The organism is Pseudoduganella umbonata (genome assembly GCF_014192225.1).
GTDB classification, from domain to species: Bacteria; Pseudomonadota; Gammaproteobacteria; order Burkholderiales; family Burkholderiaceae_D; genus Rugamonas; species Rugamonas umbonata.
Genome location: NZ_JACHXS010000010.1, coordinates 218074 through 235800 on the forward strand (window position 1 = coordinate 218074; position 17727 = coordinate 235800).

Genomic DNA, 17727 nt, shown 5'->3' on the forward strand with positions numbered 1-17727 from the left:
GGACACCCCACCCTGTCCGCTTCCGGCCAGAACCGCCGTGGAGCGCCCCGTGGATACGCCATAACAAGCCTGGCACGTGCTTTGCAGTGGAGAGGCCATGCACATCATGAACCCTTCCTCCAGCAAGCCGGCGAGCGGCGCGGCGATGGACACCATCGTGCCGCGCCGCCGCGGCCGCATCATTGCGCTGGCGGTCGCCGGCCTGCTGGCGCTGCTGGCCGCCGGCGCGGCGATCTGGCACTGGATGCCGCGCGGCCTGCAGGTCGATGGCGCCGACCTGCGCATCGTCACCGTCGAACGGGGCATCTTCCGCGATGACATCGCCGTGCGCGCGAATGCCGAAGCGCTGACCGCCGTGATGCTCGATTCGGTGGAATCGGGCCGCATCGAGGAAGTCCATGCGCGCGACGGCGACCTGGTCGACAAGGGCCAGCTGCTGTTCCGCATCTCGAACCCGCAGCGCAACCTGGAACTGCTGGCACGCCAGTCCGAATACGCGCAGCAGATCTCGAACCTGTCGACGCTGCGGGTGGCCGAGCAAAGCAACCGCACCGAACGCCAGCGCCGGCTGGACGACCTGTCCTTTGCGCTGGAGCAGGCGCAAAAAACCCTGGCCCGCACCGAACGGCTGGCCGGCCAGGGGTATGTTTCCGCCGTGGCGCTGGAAGAAGCGCGCGACAAGCACGACAAGGCGCAGCGCGCGCTGGCGCTCGAACAGCACAGCATCGAAGCGGAGGACAAGGTGCGCGGCAACGCCCTCGGGCGCCTCGAAGAGACGATCAAGGGCCTGGCCACCGGCCTGCGCCTGGTGGAGCAGACCGTCGACGCGCTGGCCGTGCGCGCACCCGTCGCCGGCCGGCTGACCGACTTCCGCCTGCAGGTGGGCGAATCGATCGTGACCGGCAAGCGCGTCGGCCGCATCGACGATCCGCAGCGCTTCAAGCTGTCCGCCCTGGTCGACGAGTACTACCTGACCCGCGTGGCCGTTGGCCGCATGGGCATGGTCACCCAGGACGGCCGCCGTTATCCGGTGAAGGTCGGTACCGTGTACCCGCAGATCAAGGAAGGCCGCTTCACGGCCGAGCTGCTGTTCACCGAAGGCCAGCCGATGCTGAGTCCGGGCCAGAGCCTGGATGCGCAAATCACGCTGGGCGAACCGGGGCCGGCCCTGCTGCTGCCGAACGGCGCCTTCGTGGCCGACTCCGGCGCGGCCTGGGTGTATGTGTTCACCGATGCCACCCATGCCGAACGCCGCACCATCCGTACCGGCCGCCGCAACAATGCACAGATCGAGGTGCTGTCGGGTCTCGCGCCGGGCGAGCGCGTGATCGTTTCCGCGTATGCGGCCTTCGGCAACTCGGCCAGGCTGCAGCTCGACCGCTGATCACTTTGCAGTAATCTTCATACTCCCAACAAAGGAATTCCCATGCTCAAACTGTCAGGCGTCAGCAAGATCCACGTGGCCGGCGAAGTACAGACCACGGCCCTCGACCGCATCGACCTCGATATCGACGCCGGCGAATACGTGGCCATCACCGGCCCGTCGGGCTGCGGCAAGTCCACGCTGCTGTCGGTGCTGGGCCTGCTGGACGTGCCGACCAGCGGCGACTACTGGTTCGAGGGCCGCAACGTGTCCGGCTGGAGCGAATCGCGGCTCAATGAACTGCGGCGCGGCCGCATCGGCTTCATCTTCCAGAGCTTCAACCTGATCGAGGAGCTGTCGGTGTTCGAGAACGTGGAACTGGCGCTCGAATACACCGGCATGCCGGCGAAGGAACGCAAGGTGAAGGTGGCGGCCATGCTGGACAAGCTGGGCGTGGCGCACCGCGCGAAACACCGTCCGTCGCAACTGTCCGGCGGCCAGCAGCAGCGCGTGGCGATCGCCCGGGCGCTGGTGGCCGGCCCCGCCATCCTGCTGGCCGACGAACCGACCGGCAACCTGGACACCGCCCACGGCGACGACGTGATGCGCCTGCTGCGCACCATCAACGCCGAGGGCACCACGGTCGTGATGGTGACCCACTCGCCGGCCCATGCGGCGCAGGCCTCGCGCACGCTGAACCTGCTGGACGGGCGCATCATCGTCGATGCGCTGCGTGCCGCATGAGGCACCTGCGCCTCGCCTGGCGCCACCTGGTCGCCGAACCGGGCTATTCGGTCGTCACGATCCTTGGCCTGGCGGCCGGTTTCGCCACCTGTTTCGCACTGCTGGCCTATGTGGCCTTCTCGTTCGGCTACAACCGCCATGTGCCGGCCGCGCACGAGGTGTATGCGGTCAAGCAGCACATCAACCTGATCGGCAAGCCCGGCTGGTTCGAAGGCATGCCGATGCCGCTGCTGGGCGTGGCCGAAAAAAGCGGCATGACGCAGGCGGCCGCGCTGGCCATGCCCGCCACGGCGAGCCTGCGCACGCCGGGCGGCATGCAGCGGCTCGATCTGCTGACGGTATCGCCAGGATTTCCGAAAGTGTTCGGCCTGGCGGCCGCCGAGGGCGACCTGGCGCAGGCCCTGGCGCGCCCCGATGCGGTCGCGCTGACCTACAGCGCGGCATTGAAGGCGCTGGGTACCCGCCAGGCGCTGGGCAAGGTGCTGCATATCGACGGCAAGGCGCTGACCGTGGCGGCGCTGCTGGCGGACCCGCCGGCGGCGTCCAGCCTTCATTACGAACTCGTCAACAGCTTCGGCAGCGTCCTGATGCCGCGCGAATACCGCGAGCACATGGAGCAGTCATGGGGCATGATCGCCGGCTACCTGTACGTGCGCCTGGCGCCCGGTATCGCGCCGAAGCACTTCACCGCCCACATGCAACGCGAGTTCGACCATTCCCCGCTGCTGCGCGAGGTCCCGGCCGACCTGCTGCGCAAGCTGGGAACACGCAAGATGGTCGACCTGGCGCTGACCCCGCTGACCGGCCTGTATTTCGACACCAGCCTGGAGGGACGCCCGGGCAGCACGCCGCATGGCGCCAGGCCCCTCGTCATCGGCCTCGGCGCGGTCGGCGTGCTGGTGCTGGCACTGGCGGTGGCGAACTATGTCAACCTGGCCGCCGTGCGCACCACGCGGCGCCAGCCGGAAATCGTGCTGCGCAAGGTGCTCGGCGCCGGTGCCTTCCGCCTCGCCAGCCAGTTGCTGGCCGAGGCGCTGGTGGTCGCCATGCTGGCGACGGCGCTGGGATTGCTGCTGGCCTGGCTCCTGCTGCCGGCCGTGTCCGGCATGCTGGACCGCCCGCTCGAGCGGATGATGTCGCCCGCCGCGATCCTGGCGGCGCTGGCCGTCGGCGCGGTGGCGGGGCTGCTGGCCGGGCTGTACCCGGTGTGGATCGCGCTGGACATGCGGCCGGCGACCGTGCTGGCCATCCGCCGCGAAATGGAGCCCCGTGGCGGCCTGTGGCTGCGCCGGGCGCTGACCGTGCTGCAGCTGACCGTGGCGATGGGACTGACGGCGGCCACGCTGGCCATTGCCTGGCAAGCCCGCTACGCCAGTTCGGCCAATCCCGGCTTCGATACGGCGCCGCTGCTCACGGTCGAACTGCCGCGCGCGCTGTGGCAGGGACCGCAGGGCCTGCAGCTTCGCGAAGCGCTGCGCCGCCTGCCCCACGTGCAGGGCGTGGCGTTCTCCGAAAACGCCGTCGGCCAGCCGTTCGCCGGCCAGAATGGCCCGATCCGGCGGCTGGGCGGGCGCGAAGTGGTGCTGGTATCGCGCAATGTATCGGCCGACTTCTTCCAGGTGTATGGCGTGGCGGCCGTGGCAGGCCGCACGTTCGACCCGAAGATCGAGCAGGACAGGACGCCGACCACGGTGATGCTGAACCGGGCAGGCGCGCTGGCGCTGGGCTTCCCTGGCGCCGAGGCAGCGGTCGGCGAACTGGTATCGTTCGATCACAATGGCAAGCAGCTCGCGGCCCGCGTGATCGGCATCGCACCCGACCTGCGCCATGAATCGCTGCGTGAAAAACCGCAGCCGATGTTCTACCGGAACTCGCTGGCCGGCTCGGTACTGACGATGCGCAGCGACGCCGACCTGCGCGATGTGGAACGGCAGGCCATCGCCCTGTTCGGCAAGTTCTTCCCGGAAGATATTGCCCTGGTGCGCCCGGCCGCCAGCTATCTCGCCGAAAATTACCAGCAAGACCTGCGCCTGGCGACCCTGCTAGGGGCCGCCAGCATCGTCGCCATCCTGCTGTCGGCGTTCGGCATCTATGTGCTGTCGGCCTACAACGTGCAGCGGCGCGGCCGCGAGATCGTGCTGCGCAAGCTGTACGGCGCCGGCCGTGCCGCCATTGCCAGGCTGCTGGGCCGGGAATTCGCCGTGCTGCTGGCGCTGGGTGCCATGATCGGCCTGCCACCGGCCGCATTGGCGATCCGTGCCTACCTGGCCGGCTTCGTCGACCATGCGCCGATCGGTGGCTGGACGCTGCTGGGTGCCGCCGCCATCGCCATCCTGGTGGCGGCCATCGCCACGCTGCGCCACACCATCGCCGCACTGCGCGCCGCGCCCGCCGCCGTGCTGCGCGCCTGAGGAGGAGAGCAATGACCCTGCGCGATTTCCGTATCGGCTGGCGCCTGCTGCTGCGCGAGCCCGGCTTTTCGCTGGTGACCGTCCTCGGGGTGGCACTGGCCTTTGCCGCGTGTTTCCTGCTGCTCGGCTATGTGCGCTACTGCTTCAGCTACGACAGCCACGTGCCCGATGCCGGGCGCGTGATGCAGGTAAAGCAGCGCATCAACTGGTTCCCCCGGCCGGACTGGGATCCCCGCTCGATGCTGCCGCTGCGCCAGGTCGCGGTGGACAGCGGCATGGTGGAGCAGGCCAGCATCGCCGTGCGGCTGCGCACGCCGGTGCGGGCCGGCGCACAGCTGCACGACGTGACGGTGCTTGCCGTCGACAAGGCGTTCGCCGGCATGTTCGGCATCGTGCCCCTGGCCGGCGACATCGAAGCGGCCCTGACCCGGCCCGATGCACTGGCCGTGACACGCAGCACGGCGCGCCGCCTGTTCGGCACCGATGCCGGTGTGCTGGACCGTACGGTGCAGGTCAACGGCGAAACCTTGCGGGTGGCCGCCATGCTGCCCGACCTCCCGGCCAACGTCACCACGCGGTGGGAGGCGCTGACCGGACCGTTGAGCCGTGCGCGGCCTGCGGCGGAGCGCACGCTGGTGCCGGGCTGGCAACGCGGCGGCATTTTCCTCAAGCTGGTGCCCGGTGCCGATTCCGCGCAGCTGGCAGCGCTGCTGCAGCAAGCCATGGATGCGTCGCCGATGGAGCAGCGCATGCGCGCCCGCCCGATCGGCAGGGCGATGCAGGGTCCGGGCACCGAAGTGAAACTGATGGCGCTGCCGGACGTCTATTTCGACCCCGACATGGCGGCCAGCCGCAGCGGCGACGACTACGGCAAGCGCTCCGCCGTGCTGGGCCTGGCGGGCATCGCCCTGCTGGTGCTGGTGCTGGCCGTCACGAACTACGTCAACCTGGCCACCGTGCGCGCACAGCAGCGCCAGCGCGAATCGGGCCTGCGCAAGCTGCTCGGCGCCAGCGCGCCGCGCATGGCCGCGCAATTCATCGCCGAATCGGTGCTTGTCTGCCTGCTCGCCGCGGTACTGGGCATGATGCTGGCATGGCTGCTGCTGCCCACGTTCGCGGGCCTGGTCGACCGCACGCTGGACGGTTTCTTCAGCCCGGCCCGCATCGCCCTCGCGCTGCTGGCGGCGCTGCTGACCGGCATCCTCGCAGGGAGCTGGCCGGCACTGGTGGCGCTGCGCGTGCGGCCGGCCGCGGCGCTGGCCGGCCGCGACAACAGCGAAACGGTGGGCGGGCTATGGCTGCGCCGCGGGTTGACGGCACTGCAGTTCGCCACCGCGATCGCGCTCGGCGGCATGGCCATCGCCGTGGCGTGGCAGACGCACTTTGCCAGCCGGGCCGATCCCGGCTTCGACCCGGCACCGCTGGTGACGGTGGACTTGCCCGAGGATGCCAGGCCGGCGGCCGTACAGGCCTTTGCCGAGGCGGTTCGCGGCCTGCCGCTGTCGGGCGGGGCCGCGCTGTCGTCGGAGGCGGTCGGCCGCGACGGCATGAAGATCGTGCAGGGTTTCCGCACCCGCGACGGGCGCGACCTGCGGCTGGAGATCAAGCCGGTGTCGCCGGACTTCTTCGAGGTATATGGCATCGGGCCCCGCTTCGGCCGGCTGTACCGGGCCGATACCGACCGCGCGGGGGGCGATGCGCTGGTGCTGAATGCCGCTGCTGCCGCCGCGCTGGACTATCCGGCGCCGCAGGCGGCGGTCGGCCAGGCGCCCTTCCCCGACCATGGCCCGATCGTCGGCATCGCGCCGGACCTCCGCCATAACGACCTGCGCCGGCAAACCGAACCGATCGTCTACCTGCTGCAGCCGAACTACGGCGTGCTGACGGTGCGCACCGGCGCCGGCATGGAGGAAGTGGAACGCGCACTGGCGCCGCTGTGGCGGCGCTATTTTCCCGACCGGATCATGACCGTGCAGCCTGCCGCGACGCTGTTCACACGCACTTACCAGGAAGATGCACGGCTGGCCCGGATGCTGGCCACGGCCAGCGCACTGGCCGTGGGGCTGGCCGCCTTCGGCATCTACGTGCTGGCCGCCTACAGCGTGCAGCGCAACCGCCGGCAGATCGTGTTGCGCAAGCTGTACGGCGCCGGCATGGGCGCCATTGCGCGGCTGCTGGGCCGCGAATTCGCCGCGCTGCTGGCGGCCGGCGCCCTGTTCGGCGTGCCGCTGGCATGGCTGGCGATCGAGCGCTACCTGGCAGGTTTCGTGGAACGCGCGCCGCTGGGCCAATGGCCGCTCGTGGCGGCAACGCTGCTGGCAGCCCTGGTGGCGCTGCTGGCCACGGCGCGCCATGCGCTGGCAGCGTTGCGGCTGTCACCGGCCGGCGCCTTGCGGGAGTGACGGGCAGCGGCGAAACGGCAAAAAAAATGGCGGCCCGCAGGCCGCCATTTTTTCGTCACGATGCTCAGTGTTTGATCCAGCGTTTGATCGTCAGCGCTTGATCGCCAGCACTTCGATATCGAACACCAGCGTCGAGTTGGCAGGGATCGGGCCATTCGCCGTGCCGCCATAGCCCAGGCTTGGCGGAATCACCAGGCGGCGCTTGCCGCCGACGCGCATGCCGACCACGCCCTGGTCCCAACCGGCGATGACGGCGCCCTTGCCCAGCTGGAAGGTGAACGGGCTTGCCGCGGTGGCCTGGTCGAACTGGGTACCCTTGTTCTCGGTCTTGGTGCTGTCGTACAGCCAGCCGGTGTAGGCCACGGTGACCGTGTCGCTGGCGATCGCTTCGATGCCGGTACCCACCGCCAGGTCGGCCTTCGAGACCACTGGCAGGTCGGGAGTCGTTACCGGTGCGTCGTCGCTGCCGCCGCAAGCGGTCAGGGCCAGCGCGCAAGCCAGCGTCGCGAGAATTTGGAGAATCGATTTCATGTGGTCACTCTTACTGGATTAAAAGTCGTTGAAAAAGCCGTTGCAAAGCCGTTGCCAATGGCTGCTCGCTTGGTTGGCGGTTGCCGGTGGAGCGAAAGTTTAACAGAGTGCCACTGCCGCTCCCCCAGTACAACATTTCCTTACACATTCACGATCAAATCTCGACCTGCGTGCCCAGCTCGATCACGCGGTTCGGCGGGATCTGGTAATAATCGGCCGCGGCGCGGGCATTGCGCGACATCGCCACGAACAGATGTTCGCGCCATGGCGCCATGCCCTGTTGTGGTGCCGAGATCACGGTCTGGCGGGCGATGAAGAACGAGGTTTCCATCATCTCGAAGCGCAAGCCGTGTTCGGCGCAACGGTCGAGGATGGCGGGAATGTCCGGCTCGTCCTTGAAGCCGTAGTCGACGTTGACCTGGTAGCACTGGTGTCCCAGGTCGGCGATGCGCACCTGCTCTCCCGGCGCGACGTACGGTTCTTCCAGGATGTGCACGGTGAGGAAGACCACGCGCTCGTGCAGCACCTTGTTGTGCGACAGGTTATGCAGCATCGCGTGCGGCACGCCGTCGCTTTCGCCGCGCAGGAACACGGCGGTGCCGGGCACGCGCACCGGCGGCGCCACGAACAGCGAGGAAAGGAAATCCTCCAGCGGGATCGCATGCTTTTCCAGGTTCTGGAACACCAGCTGGCGGCCGGTGCGCCAGGTGAGCATGATCGTGAACAGCGCGGTACCGAGCAGCAGCGGCATCCAGCCGCCGTGGAACAGCTTCAGCGTGCAGGCCGAGAACAGCAGCACGTCGATCACCAGGAAGAAGCCGGTCGCGAGGATGCACACCGGCAGCGGCAGGTGCCAGCGGTAGCGGATCACGAAGAACGTCAGGATCGTGGTCGCCAGCATCGTGGCCGAGACGGCGATGCCGTAGGCGCCGGCCAGCGCATCGGAGGAACCGAAGCCGATCACCGCGATCAGCACCACGATCAGCTGCAGCCAGTTGACGGCCGGGATGTAGATCTGGCCGATCTGGTGCTCGGAGGTGTGCATCACGCGCATGCGCGGCAGCAGGCCCAGTGCGATGGCCTGCTTGGTCATGGAGAAGGTCCCGGAGATGGTGGCCTGCGATGCGATCACGGTGGCCATGGTGGCCAGCACCACCAGCGGGTAGATGCTCCAGCTGCCCAGCTGCTGGAAGAACGGGTTCGAGATCGCTTCCGGCGCGTGCAGCAGCAGCGCGCCCTGGCCGAAGTAGTTCAGCGCCAGCGCGGGGAACGCCACCGCGAACCACGCCATGCGGATCGGCTTCTTGCCGAAGTGGCCCATGTCGGCGTACAGCGCTTCGGCGCCGGTGAATGCCAGCACCACGGCGCCCAGGCCGACGAAGGCCACGAAGCCGTTGTCGATCATGAAGTGCACCGCGTGCAGCGGGTTCAACGCGCGCAGGATGTCCGGCCGCTCGACGATGTTGACGATGCCCATGGCCGCCAGCGCCAGGAACCACAGCACCATGATCGGTCCGAAGAAGCGGCCGATGCCGGCGGTGCCATGGCGCTGCACCGAATACAGCGACACCAGCACCACGATGGTCAGCGGCACGACGTAGTGTTCCAGCGCGGGCGTGGCCACTTCCAGGCCTTCCATCGCGCTCAGTACCGAAATCGCCGGGGTGACCACGCTGTCGCCATAGAACATGGTGGCGCCCAGCACCCCCAGCACGAGCAGCGGAAAATGCCAGCCGGAGCGCTTGCTCACGGAATTGAGCGCCAGCGCCATCAGGGCCATGATGCCGCCCTCGCCGCGGTTGTCCGCGCGCAGCACCAGCGTGACGTACTTCAGCGAAACGACGATCGTCAGTCCCCAGAAGATCAGCGAAACGACGCCCAGCAGGTTGGCTTCGGTGAGCGCCAGTCCGTGGTCCGGGTCGAAGATGGTTTTGAGGGTATAGAGAGGGCTGGTACCGATGTCGCCGTAAACGATCCCCACGGCCGCCAGCGTCAATGTAGCGAGGCTGCTTTTCTTGTCTGTCAAAATTGCACCCGAATTATTTTTTTGCGCACTGCACAATAGGCCAATCGCCCTCTAAAAGCAAGCCGCCGGTGACCAGCGCATGCTGCGCCGTTGTGTTAAGGTCGCGCCTCGAAGGATGACAGATGACCATTGAAAAAACCATCGCGAACCCCGCAAGCATCGACCGGGCAACCGCCGAAGATGCTCCCCGCCTGTTCGAGGTGTGGGAAGCGTCGGTACGCGCCACCCACGACTTCCTGTCCGAGGAAGCGATTGCCACGCTGGTGCCGCTGGTACGCGAGCTGCTGGGCACGTTTACGCCACTGTACTGCCTGCGCGACGCCGCTGGCGCCCCGTATGCCTTCATTGGCGTGGCCGACGGCAATATCGAGATGCTGTTCGTCCATCCGGCGCGGCGCGGCACCGGCGCCGGCCGCACGCTGACGGCGTTCGCGATCGGCACCCTGGGCGCCACGAAGGTGGACGTGAACGAGCAGAATGGCCAGGCCGCCGGCTTCTATGCGCGCATGGGCTTTCGCCAGGCCGGCCGCTCGGAACGCGATCCGTTCGGCCATCCGTACCCGATCCTGCACCTGGAACTGCCATGACGAAGGACGCCAGCAAGGAGGACGGCTATGGCGGTGTGCTGAACGCCACCAGCGCGTTCCTGCTGTGGGGACTGTTCCCGCTGTATTTCCATGCGATCGGCGAGGTGCCGCCGATGGAAATCCTGGCGCACCGCATGGTCTGGTCGCTGCTGTTCCTGTGCATCGTGCTGACCGTGCGCCAGCAATGGAAATGGCTGCCGGCGGTGCTGCGGCAGCCGAAGGTCGTGGCCACGTTCGCGGCCAGCGCGCTGCTGCTGTCGGCCAACTGGTTCATCTACATCTGGGCCGTGAACAACGGCCACGTGATCGATGCCAGCCTGGGTTATTTCATCACGCCGCTGTTCAACGTGCTGCTTGGATTGTTCGTGCTGAAGGAACGGCTGCGCGGCGGCCAGTGGCTGGCGATCGGCGTGGCCGCCACCGGCGTGGCCTGGCTGACCTGGCAGGCCGGCGCGCTGCCATGGATCGCCCTGGTACTGGCCGCCACGTTCGGTGCCTACGGCCTGCTGCGCAAGACCGCCGCGCTGGCGGCGCTGGAGGGCCTGTCGTTCGAAACGCTGCTGCTGTTCCCGCTGGCCGGCGGCTACCTGATCTGGCTGACGGTCCATGGCGCCAACACCTTCGTCAATACGCCCAGCGACTGGACGCGCACGCTGCTGGTCGCCGCCGGCCCGATCACCGCGATCCCGCTGCTGCTGTTTGCCGCCGGCGCGCGCAAGATTCCCCTGTCGGTGCTGGGCATGCTGCAGTACATCGCGCCGACGATCCAGATGATGCTCGGGCTGGTCGTGTTCCATGAGACGTTCTCGACAGCGCGGCTGGCCGGCTTCATCGTGATCTGGAGCGCGCTGGCGCTGTACATGGCTGAAGGGTTCTGGACGAGCCGGCGCGCGGCTGCCTGACTGGCCCTCCAGCACCGTTTGGCGTATCCTTGTTGACCTTCTTTAAAGTTACATCACTCAATTCGAGAATTTCTCAATGGCAAATTACGTCTATACCATGAACCGCGTGGGCAAAATCGTCCCGCCCAAGCGCCAGATCCTGAAGGACATTTCGCTCTCGTTCTTCCCGGGTGCGAAGATCGGCGTGCTGGGCCTGAACGGCTCCGGTAAGTCGACCTTGCTGAAAATCATGGCCGGCATCGATACCGACATCCAGGGCGAAGCGCGCCCGATGCCGGGCCTGTCGATCGGCTACCTGCCACAGGAACCGCAGCTCGATCCGGAAAAAACCGTTCGCCAGGAAGTGGAGTCGGGCCTGGGCGAAGCGTTCGAGGCGCAAGCGAAACTGGACGCCGTATACGCCGCGTATGCCGAGGAAGATGCCGACTTCGATGCGCTGGCTGCCGAGCAGCAGCGCCTGGAATCGATCCTGGCCGCCGCCGATGGCGGCAACCTGAACCTGCAGCTGGAAATGGCCGCCGATGCGCTGCGCCTGCCGCCATGGGATGCGAAAATCGGCGTGCTGTCCGGTGGTGAAAAGCGCCGCGTGGCGCTGTGCAAGCTGCTGCTGTCCAAGCCCGACATGCTGCTGCTCGACGAACCGACCAACCACCTGGATGCCGAATCCGTGGAATGGCTGGAGCAGTTCCTGCTGCGCTTCCCTGGCACCGTCGTCGGCATCACCCACGATCGCTACTTCCTCGACAACGCCGCCGAATGGATCCTGGAACTGGACCGCGGCCACGGCATCCCGTGGAAAGGCAACTACAGCTCGTGGCTGGACCAGAAACAGGCCCGCCTGCAGCAGGAAGAGTCCACCGAATCGGCCCGCCAGAAGGCGCTGAAGACGGAACTGGAATGGTCGCGCCAGAATCCGAAGGCGCGCCAGGCCAAGTCGAAGGCCCGCCTGGCCCGCTTCAACGAACTGTCCGAATACGAATACCAGAAGCGCAACGAGACGCAGGAGATCTTCATCCCCGTCGCCGAGCGCCTGGGCAACGACGTGATCGAGTTCAAGAACGTCTCCAAGGCATTCGGCGACCGCCTGCTGATCGACAACCTGTCGTTCATCGTGCCGCCGGGTGCCATCGTCGGCATCATCGGCCCGAACGGTGCCGGTAAATCCACGCTGTTCAAGATGATCGCCGGCATCGACACGCCGGACAGCGGCGAAGTCGTCATCGGCAAGACGGCGAAAGTCTCGCTGGTCGACCAGAACCGCGACGAACTGGCCAACAACAAGACCGTGTTCGAAGACGTGTCCGGCGGCGCCGACATGCTGAGCGTGGGCCGTTTCGAGATGCCGTCCCGCGCCTACCTGGGCCGCTTCAACTTCAAGGGCGGCGACCAGCAAAAGATCGTCGGCAACCTGTCCGGTGGCGAACGCGGCCGCCTGCACCTGGCCAAGACGCTGCTCAAGGGCGGCAATGTGCTGCTGCTGGATGAACCGTCGAACGACCTGGACGTGGAAACGCTGCGCGCGCTGGAAGATGCGCTGCTGGAATTCGCCGGTTCCGTGATGGTGATCTCGCACGACCGCTGGTTCCTGGACCGCATCGCCACCCATATCCTGGCGTTCGAAGGCAATTCGCAGGTCACGTTCTTCGACGGTAACTACCAGGAATACGAGGCGGACAAGAAAAAACGCCTGGGCGAGGAAGGTGCCAAGCCGAAGCGCATCCGCTACAAGCCTCTCACGAACTGAGGCAGCAAATAAAAACGGACTCCTCGGAGTCCGTTTTTTCTTCTGTCACGAAGAAACCGTTTGGGGAGGCGGGCACAAGGACATTGGAACCCATGACGGCTCCGCTGTCGCGCCCGGCCTCGACCGGTGCAACGCGCTGCAATCCGCTTAGAAGCTGTAGCGCGCGTTCAGCGATACGGCGCCCTTGCTGCGGCCCACGTCGATATCGTTCTTGCCGTAGTGCTCATACTCAAGCGACAACGCGACTTTCTCGTTCACCGCGTACTCGGCACCCAGCGATGCGTACACCGAATTGCGGCTGCTCTCGCCGTTGTAGCCGGCGGCCAGGCCGGATGCCATCACGTCGTTCTTGTTGTGGGCCACGCCCAGCTTGCCGAACACGTTGACCTTTTCCGCCACCGGGTAGCTGGCCTTGCCGGCGAGGTAGTAGGACTCCGAGTCCGCCTCGGCACGGCCGCTGGCGCCATTCACAGCGTAGTAATAGTCAGACTTGCCGAAGTCCGTGTAGCCGGCTTCCACGGCAAACATCGGGTTGATCTGGTAACCGGCGAAGAATTTTCCGCCGTACTCGTGCTTGCTGTTGTCGACACCGGTGGAGTCATTACGCAGCTCGTAGCGATGTTCGCTGACGACGCCACCGATACCGACATAGGGCGAACCATCGGCGGCATGGGCGGAAACGGCACCAAAGGCGGCAGCGGAAGCAACGAGGGCAAGAAGGGTTTTTTTCATGATTTGATCTCTCAGCAAATTGGTTGTTTTTACAGTGCTGCGGGATCGCTGTTCGTATCAATGGAACCGCGACGAGACCAAGATAGCACCGTACCCCATTTATAAAAGGTCCATTTCCGTAATAATTGTTAGCAGATGTAATGGCTATTGAAACAAGGTGAACACGCCCAAACTGACGGCGTTTCCTTAAGAAACCCTAATAAAGTGTAGTCCTGGAAAGGATCTACCGAATTGCACGGAAAGTGAGGTTGACGCGCAGGCCGCGCGGCCTGGTTTCCTTGTTGATGCCATGGCGCCAATGCCGCTGCAGCGTGCCGGCCATCAGCAGCAGGCTGCCATCGGTCAGGTCCAGCTTCACCGTGGCCGGCCGCTTCCTGTGTTTCAGGATGAAGGTGCGTGTGGCGCCGAACGACACCGAGGCGATTGCCGGTTCCGGGCCCAGTTCGGGTTCGTCGTCGCTGTGGAAACCCATGCTGTCGCGCTCGTTGCGGTAGCAGTTCAGCAGCACACTGTTGAAACGCTTGCCGGTCGCCTCCTCGACGGCACGCTTGATCTCCTGCAGCAGCGGCGTGAACGGCAGCGGGTGGAAGGTGCGGCCGGAATAGGTGTAGCTGGCCTCGCCATACCAGGCCGACAGGCGTGGCTGCTTCTGGGCCTTGCCGAACAAGAAAATGGTTTCCTCGCGCCAGGCAATCTCGTGGAGCAGGCGGCGCAGTACCGCATCGTTCGGCATCGATAGCGGGAGTTGCGCGAGGAAGGCCAGCTCGCCGTCGTCGATCGGTATCGGCTGCAGGGTGGCATCGGCGGAAAACAGGTCCATCACGCTATGATAGCGGACGTTCCGCACGACAATAACAACGAGGAATCCCGATGGAAAAACGTACCTTCCTGGCTGCGCTGGCAGCCACCGGCATGGCGCCGGCGCTGGCCGCACCCAGGAACGGGCAGCGCGGCCCGACGCTGCTGACGGTCACGGGCGCGATCCCGAAAGCCAATCGCGCCAGGTTCGACCCGGTGGCGGACCAGATGATGTTCAAGCAAAAGCTGTCGTTCGACAAGGCATGGGCATTCGACTACGGCGCGCTGGCCGCGCTGCCGGCGCTGACGATCCGGCCCACGCTGGAATACGACGGCAAGGTCCACACGCTGTCCGGCCCGTTGCTGGCCGACGTGCTGAACGCGGCCGGCGTCGCCCTTGTGGACGGCACCCGCATCACGCTGCGTGCGGTGGACGGTTATGCGGCCTCGGTCACCGGCGCACAGGCGCGCAAGCAACGCTTTATCGTGGCAACACACATGGATGGCGCACCGATGGCACTCGGCGGCCTGGGCCCGCTATGGGCGGTGTACGACGCGGACCGGGTGCCGGACATGGCGGCAAAACCCGTGGCCGAGCGCTTCGGCTCCTGCCCGTGGGCCTTGTACCACATCGACATTTCCTGAGGTTCAGCAGGTCGAAAAAATAGGGACGGCCCGGATCGCCGGACTGTCCCCGATTTTTTCTCGCCTTACGCGTACGCTTCGGCCAGCGACATGACACGTGGCGTGAAGGCGACGCCGACGTCGCCGAAGATCTTGCCGATCTGCGCCATGTTGGCTTCGCACTCTTCTACTTTCCAGCCCTTGAACAGGTCCGTGCCGTCTTTCTGGAAGTGCAGGTCGAGCACCTTGCCGCGGTCCTTGTGGGTGTAGGCGGAGCTGTGGGTCTGCACGAAACCGGCGGAGGCCAGTGCCTCGAGCACGGCGGCCGGCGGATTGTCCGGGTCGGTTGCCAGGTAAACGCCGTAGGTCTTGCCGGGCGGTTTTGCAGCAACGTCGACTTCGTAGATGCCGGGCGCCTTGGTGACGGTCGTGGACTTCAGAAATAACATAACGATCCCCTGTCCGGCGCGGCGCCGGTCGGTGAAGTAATAAGAGGACCTAGCTTATTGCTTCGCGCCAAGTTTGTCGATGATAGCGTGACTTTTTTTGCTTCAGCGCAACGCTTTGACGTCAACCGGACAAGATTGACTGCCGGTTATTGGCGCTTGCGCGCCGCCAGCGCCGCGGTAGGCGGCACAAGGGCGCCATACAGGGTGCCCGTATCGGTATCCCAGGCCGATACGGCGGCCTGCTGCCGCTGGACGGTCGCGTAATCGCCCCGCGCAACCGGGCCGGACAAGGCTTGGGCCGCGCCCATCCGGAACACGTTCGACAGCGACTCCTGCGCCAGCGGATGCGCCAGTTCGCGCGCCACGTCGTCGGGAATGCCGGCCGCTTCGTAGGCACGCAGCGCCGCATCGAGCACGGTGACGACGTAATTGCTGGCGAAGACCGCCGCCGCATGATAGACGGTCTTGGCGGCCGGATCGATCGCCACGGGCCGGGCGCCGATTGCCTCCAGGGCCGGCGCCAGCACGGCCAGTGCCGCGGTATCGCCTTCGATGCCGCAAAACGTGCCGGCAAATGCCGCCGCCACGGCGGCGGGATCGGCGAAACTGCGGATCGGGTGCACGCTGGCAAGCAGCGCGCCGCCCTGGCGCGCCGCTTCGAGCGTGCCCGACGCCAGCGCGCCGCTGCAGTGGAACACGATCGCACCCTGCAACGGGCGGCTGGCGGCAAGCGCCGCGCAGGCCGGCACGATCTGGTCGTCCGTCACCGCCAGCAAATAGACGTCGGCCGCGGGCAGCGCGGCAACGTCCGCGGCGGCGGTGCCGGCACCGATGAAATCCACGCCACGCTGCGCCGAGCCGGGCGAACGGGCCAGCACGCCGGCGATGTCGAACACGCCGGCCGTGTGCCACAGGCGCCCCAGCGCGCGGCCGACATGCCCGGCACCGACGATGGCCAGCGTGCGCATCAGAATCCGGACCCGGGCGTTTTCAGGAATTCCACCTCTTCCGGCGTCGACGCGCGGCCCAGGATCTCGTTGCGGTGCGGGAAGCGGCCGAACTTGCGGATCACGTCGCGGTGGCGTTTCGCAAAATCGAGCATGCTGTCAAAGCCCGCGGCGGAAGCCGCCAGCTTGTCGAACAGGATGACCGAGCGGTCCTGCATCGACAGGCTTTCGGCATGCTCGAACGGCATGTACGAAAACGCGCGCTGGACCGGCGGCAGCGTCTGGTTGGCACCGGAGTTGTCGATCGCCAGCGCCGCTTCCAGCGCCAGCGTGTCGCCGGCAAACGCCTTCGGCGTGCCGCGGTAGATGTTGCGCGTGAACTGGTCCAGCACGAGGATGCGCGCCAGCGCACCCTGGGTTCCTTCATCGTCCCACCGGCGCAGGCCGCCCGCCAGCGCATCCTCGACGGCATCGCCGAATTCGGCGAACACCTGGCGATCGAACGCGTCATCCTTGCGGAACCATTCCGGCCGCTGCGTGTTATGGCCTTTCACGCCGATCGGCAGGAACCAGAAATCCAGTACGTCTTGCGATGTCACGAGCATAAATGTTTCCTGTAATGGAGGGTCTGGAGGGAATGCTGGCTTGCAGGCCGGCATCGCTGCGCCGGCAAGGAGCTGTGCTCCTTGAAACCCCGGCTACGCCCCCGGTTTTTGGTAACTTCCTCAGTTGCGCGCGTGGGTGATCTGGAACCCTTCCACGCCTTCGTAGTGCGCCATTTCTTCCGCCAGCTTGCCCAGCGGGGCGCCGCTGCGCTTGCTGTGGGCCAGCGCGACGAAGCGCCATTCCATCCGTCCTCCCTGCAGCGCGATCATCAGCGAACCGCCGGCGATCTCGTAGCCGCGCTCGTTCGCCAGTGCGCGCAGCCGTGCTTCCTGCGGTTCGTAGCCCGGCTTGAAGCGCAGCGTGATCGCGATCGCGTGCCGCGATGGCAGCCAGGCTTCGATCTTCGACAGGTAGATCATCACCACGGCCGACAGCAGCGCCAGCCCCATCGCCGCGGCATAGAAGCCCACGCCGACCAGGATGCCGATCACCGACGAAGCCCAGATTGACGCCGCCGTCGTCAGCCCGCTGATGTTGAATCCCTCGCGCATGATGACGCCCGCGCCGAGGAAGCCGATGCCGGTGACGATGCCCTGGATCACGCGGGTGGGATCGGTGCCCACCAGCGCCGTCATCTGGCCGCCGAACCAGTGCTCGGGATAGCCGCCGATCACGGTCAGCGCGGCCGACGCCATGCACACCAGTCCATAGGTGCGCATGCCGGCGGCGCGGCCATGGTACGAGCGTTCGTAGCCGACCAGCATGCCGAGCAGCAGCGCGCCCAGCAGGTTGAGGAAGATGACGCCATTTGTCACCAGCTCGGCCGACGTCCAGTAGGCCCCCAGCAGGTCGCGCGTCATG

Annotated in this window: 16 protein-coding genes; 8 read left to right on the forward strand and 8 right to left on the reverse strand. The window is 66.3% G+C overall.

The genetic code is table 11. From position 1 onward, the window contains the following. Positions 1-97: 97 nt before the first annotated feature. Genes FHS02_RS23450 through FHS02_RS23465 form a run of 4 tightly spaced genes read left to right on the forward strand, consistent with a single transcriptional unit; the run spans position 98 to position 6920 of the window. Positions 98-1384 carry an efflux RND transporter periplasmic adaptor subunit gene (locus FHS02_RS23450; protein WP_229422293.1) on the forward strand — a complete coding sequence of 429 codons (1287 nt, stop codon included), beginning with the start codon at positions 98-100 and terminating at the stop codon, positions 1382-1384. Between the two features lie 42 nt (positions 1385-1426). Next, positions 1427-2107 (forward strand): ABC transporter ATP-binding protein, encoded by a 681-nt coding sequence (locus tag FHS02_RS23455; RefSeq protein WP_137315534.1) that lies wholly within the window; start codon positions 1427-1429, stop codon positions 2105-2107. After that, positions 2104-4518, forward strand: a complete 2415-nt coding sequence (locus FHS02_RS23460; RefSeq protein ID WP_137315533.1) for an ABC transporter permease — start codon at positions 2104-2106, stop codon at positions 4516-4518. Before FHS02_RS23455 ends, FHS02_RS23460 begins: the two co-directional genes overlap by 4 nt. 11 nt (positions 4519-4529) lie before the next feature. Further along, positions 4530-6920 (forward strand): ABC transporter permease, encoded by a 2391-nt coding sequence (locus tag FHS02_RS23465; protein WP_137315532.1) that lies wholly within the window; start codon positions 4530-4532, stop codon positions 6918-6920. 90 nt (positions 6921-7010) lie between these two features. Here FHS02_RS23465 and FHS02_RS23470 read toward each other — a convergent pair whose 3' ends face one another. Further along, a complete protein-coding gene (locus FHS02_RS23470) occupies positions 7011-7451 on the reverse strand; it encodes an FKBP-type peptidyl-prolyl cis-trans isomerase (protein WP_137315531.1) in 441 nt (146 codons plus the stop codon). A 154-nt stretch (positions 7452-7605) separates the two neighbouring features. Next, positions 7606-9480, reverse strand: a complete 1875-nt coding sequence (locus FHS02_RS23475; RefSeq protein ID WP_443094134.1) for a potassium transporter Kup — start codon at positions 9478-9480, stop codon at positions 7606-7608. A 119-nt stretch (positions 9481-9599) separates the two neighbouring features. On the opposite strand from FHS02_RS23475, the gene FHS02_RS23480 reads away from it, so the two are divergent. The 3 genes from FHS02_RS23480 to ettA all read left to right on the forward strand — a co-directional run bounded on the left by FHS02_RS23480 (position 9600) and on the right by ettA (position 12710). Further along, positions 9600-10064, forward strand: coding sequence for a GNAT family N-acetyltransferase (locus tag FHS02_RS23480; protein ID WP_137315529.1), 465 nt, complete (start codon positions 9600-9602; stop codon positions 10062-10064). Continuing rightward, on the forward strand, positions 10061-10966 hold the full coding sequence (gene rarD / locus FHS02_RS23485; RefSeq protein ID WP_137315528.1) for an EamA family transporter RarD: 906 nt from the start codon (positions 10061-10063) through the stop codon (positions 10964-10966). The genes FHS02_RS23480 and rarD overlap by 4 nt, the downstream gene beginning before the upstream one ends. A 76-nt stretch (positions 10967-11042) precedes the next feature. Further along, positions 11043-12710, forward strand: coding sequence for an energy-dependent translational throttle protein EttA (ettA, locus tag FHS02_RS23490; protein WP_131148337.1), 1668 nt, complete (start codon positions 11043-11045; stop codon positions 12708-12710). Positions 12711-12857: 147 nt separating this feature from the next. Here the strand turns inward: ettA and FHS02_RS23495 are convergent, their stop codons facing one another. Next, positions 12858-13442 (reverse strand): outer membrane beta-barrel protein, encoded by a 585-nt coding sequence (locus FHS02_RS23495; protein WP_137315527.1) that lies wholly within the window; start codon positions 13440-13442, stop codon positions 12858-12860. Positions 13443-13665: 223 nt separating this feature from the next. Then, positions 13666-14262 (reverse strand): alpha-ketoglutarate-dependent dioxygenase AlkB family protein, encoded by a 597-nt coding sequence (locus FHS02_RS23500; RefSeq protein WP_137315526.1) that lies wholly within the window; start codon positions 14260-14262, stop codon positions 13666-13668. A 50-nt stretch (positions 14263-14312) separates the two neighbouring features. On the opposite strand from FHS02_RS23500, the gene FHS02_RS23505 reads away from it, so the two are divergent. Continuing rightward, the gene (locus FHS02_RS23505) at positions 14313-14885 is read left to right on the forward strand and encodes a putative pterin-binding protein (RefSeq protein ID WP_137315525.1); all 573 of its coding nucleotides are present in this window, start codon (positions 14313-14315) and stop codon (positions 14883-14885) included. A 65-nt stretch (positions 14886-14950) separates the two neighbouring features. Here FHS02_RS23505 and FHS02_RS23510 read toward each other — a convergent pair whose 3' ends face one another. The 4 genes from FHS02_RS23510 to FHS02_RS23525 all read right to left on the reverse strand — a co-directional run bounded on the left by FHS02_RS23510 (position 14951) and on the right by FHS02_RS23525 (position 17726). Next, a complete protein-coding gene (locus FHS02_RS23510) occupies positions 14951-15313 on the reverse strand; it encodes a hypothetical protein (RefSeq protein WP_137315524.1) in 363 nt (120 codons plus the stop codon). A 146-nt stretch (positions 15314-15459) separates the two neighbouring features. After that, the gene (locus FHS02_RS23515; RefSeq protein WP_137315523.1) at positions 15460-16281 is read right to left on the reverse strand and encodes a Rossmann-like and DUF2520 domain-containing protein; all 822 of its coding nucleotides are present in this window, start codon (positions 16279-16281) and stop codon (positions 15460-15462) included. After that, entirely contained in the window at positions 16281-16865 is a 585-nt protein-coding gene (locus tag FHS02_RS23520; RefSeq protein WP_137315522.1) for a DUF924 family protein, read from the reverse strand. The genes FHS02_RS23515 and FHS02_RS23520 overlap by 1 nt, the downstream gene beginning before the upstream one ends. A 120-nt stretch (positions 16866-16985) precedes the next feature. Further along, positions 16986-17726: an MgtC/SapB family protein gene (locus tag FHS02_RS23525; protein ID WP_137315521.1), complete on the reverse strand. Its 741-nt coding sequence runs from the start codon at positions 17724-17726 to the stop codon at positions 16986-16988. Position 17727 lies beyond the last annotated feature (1 nt).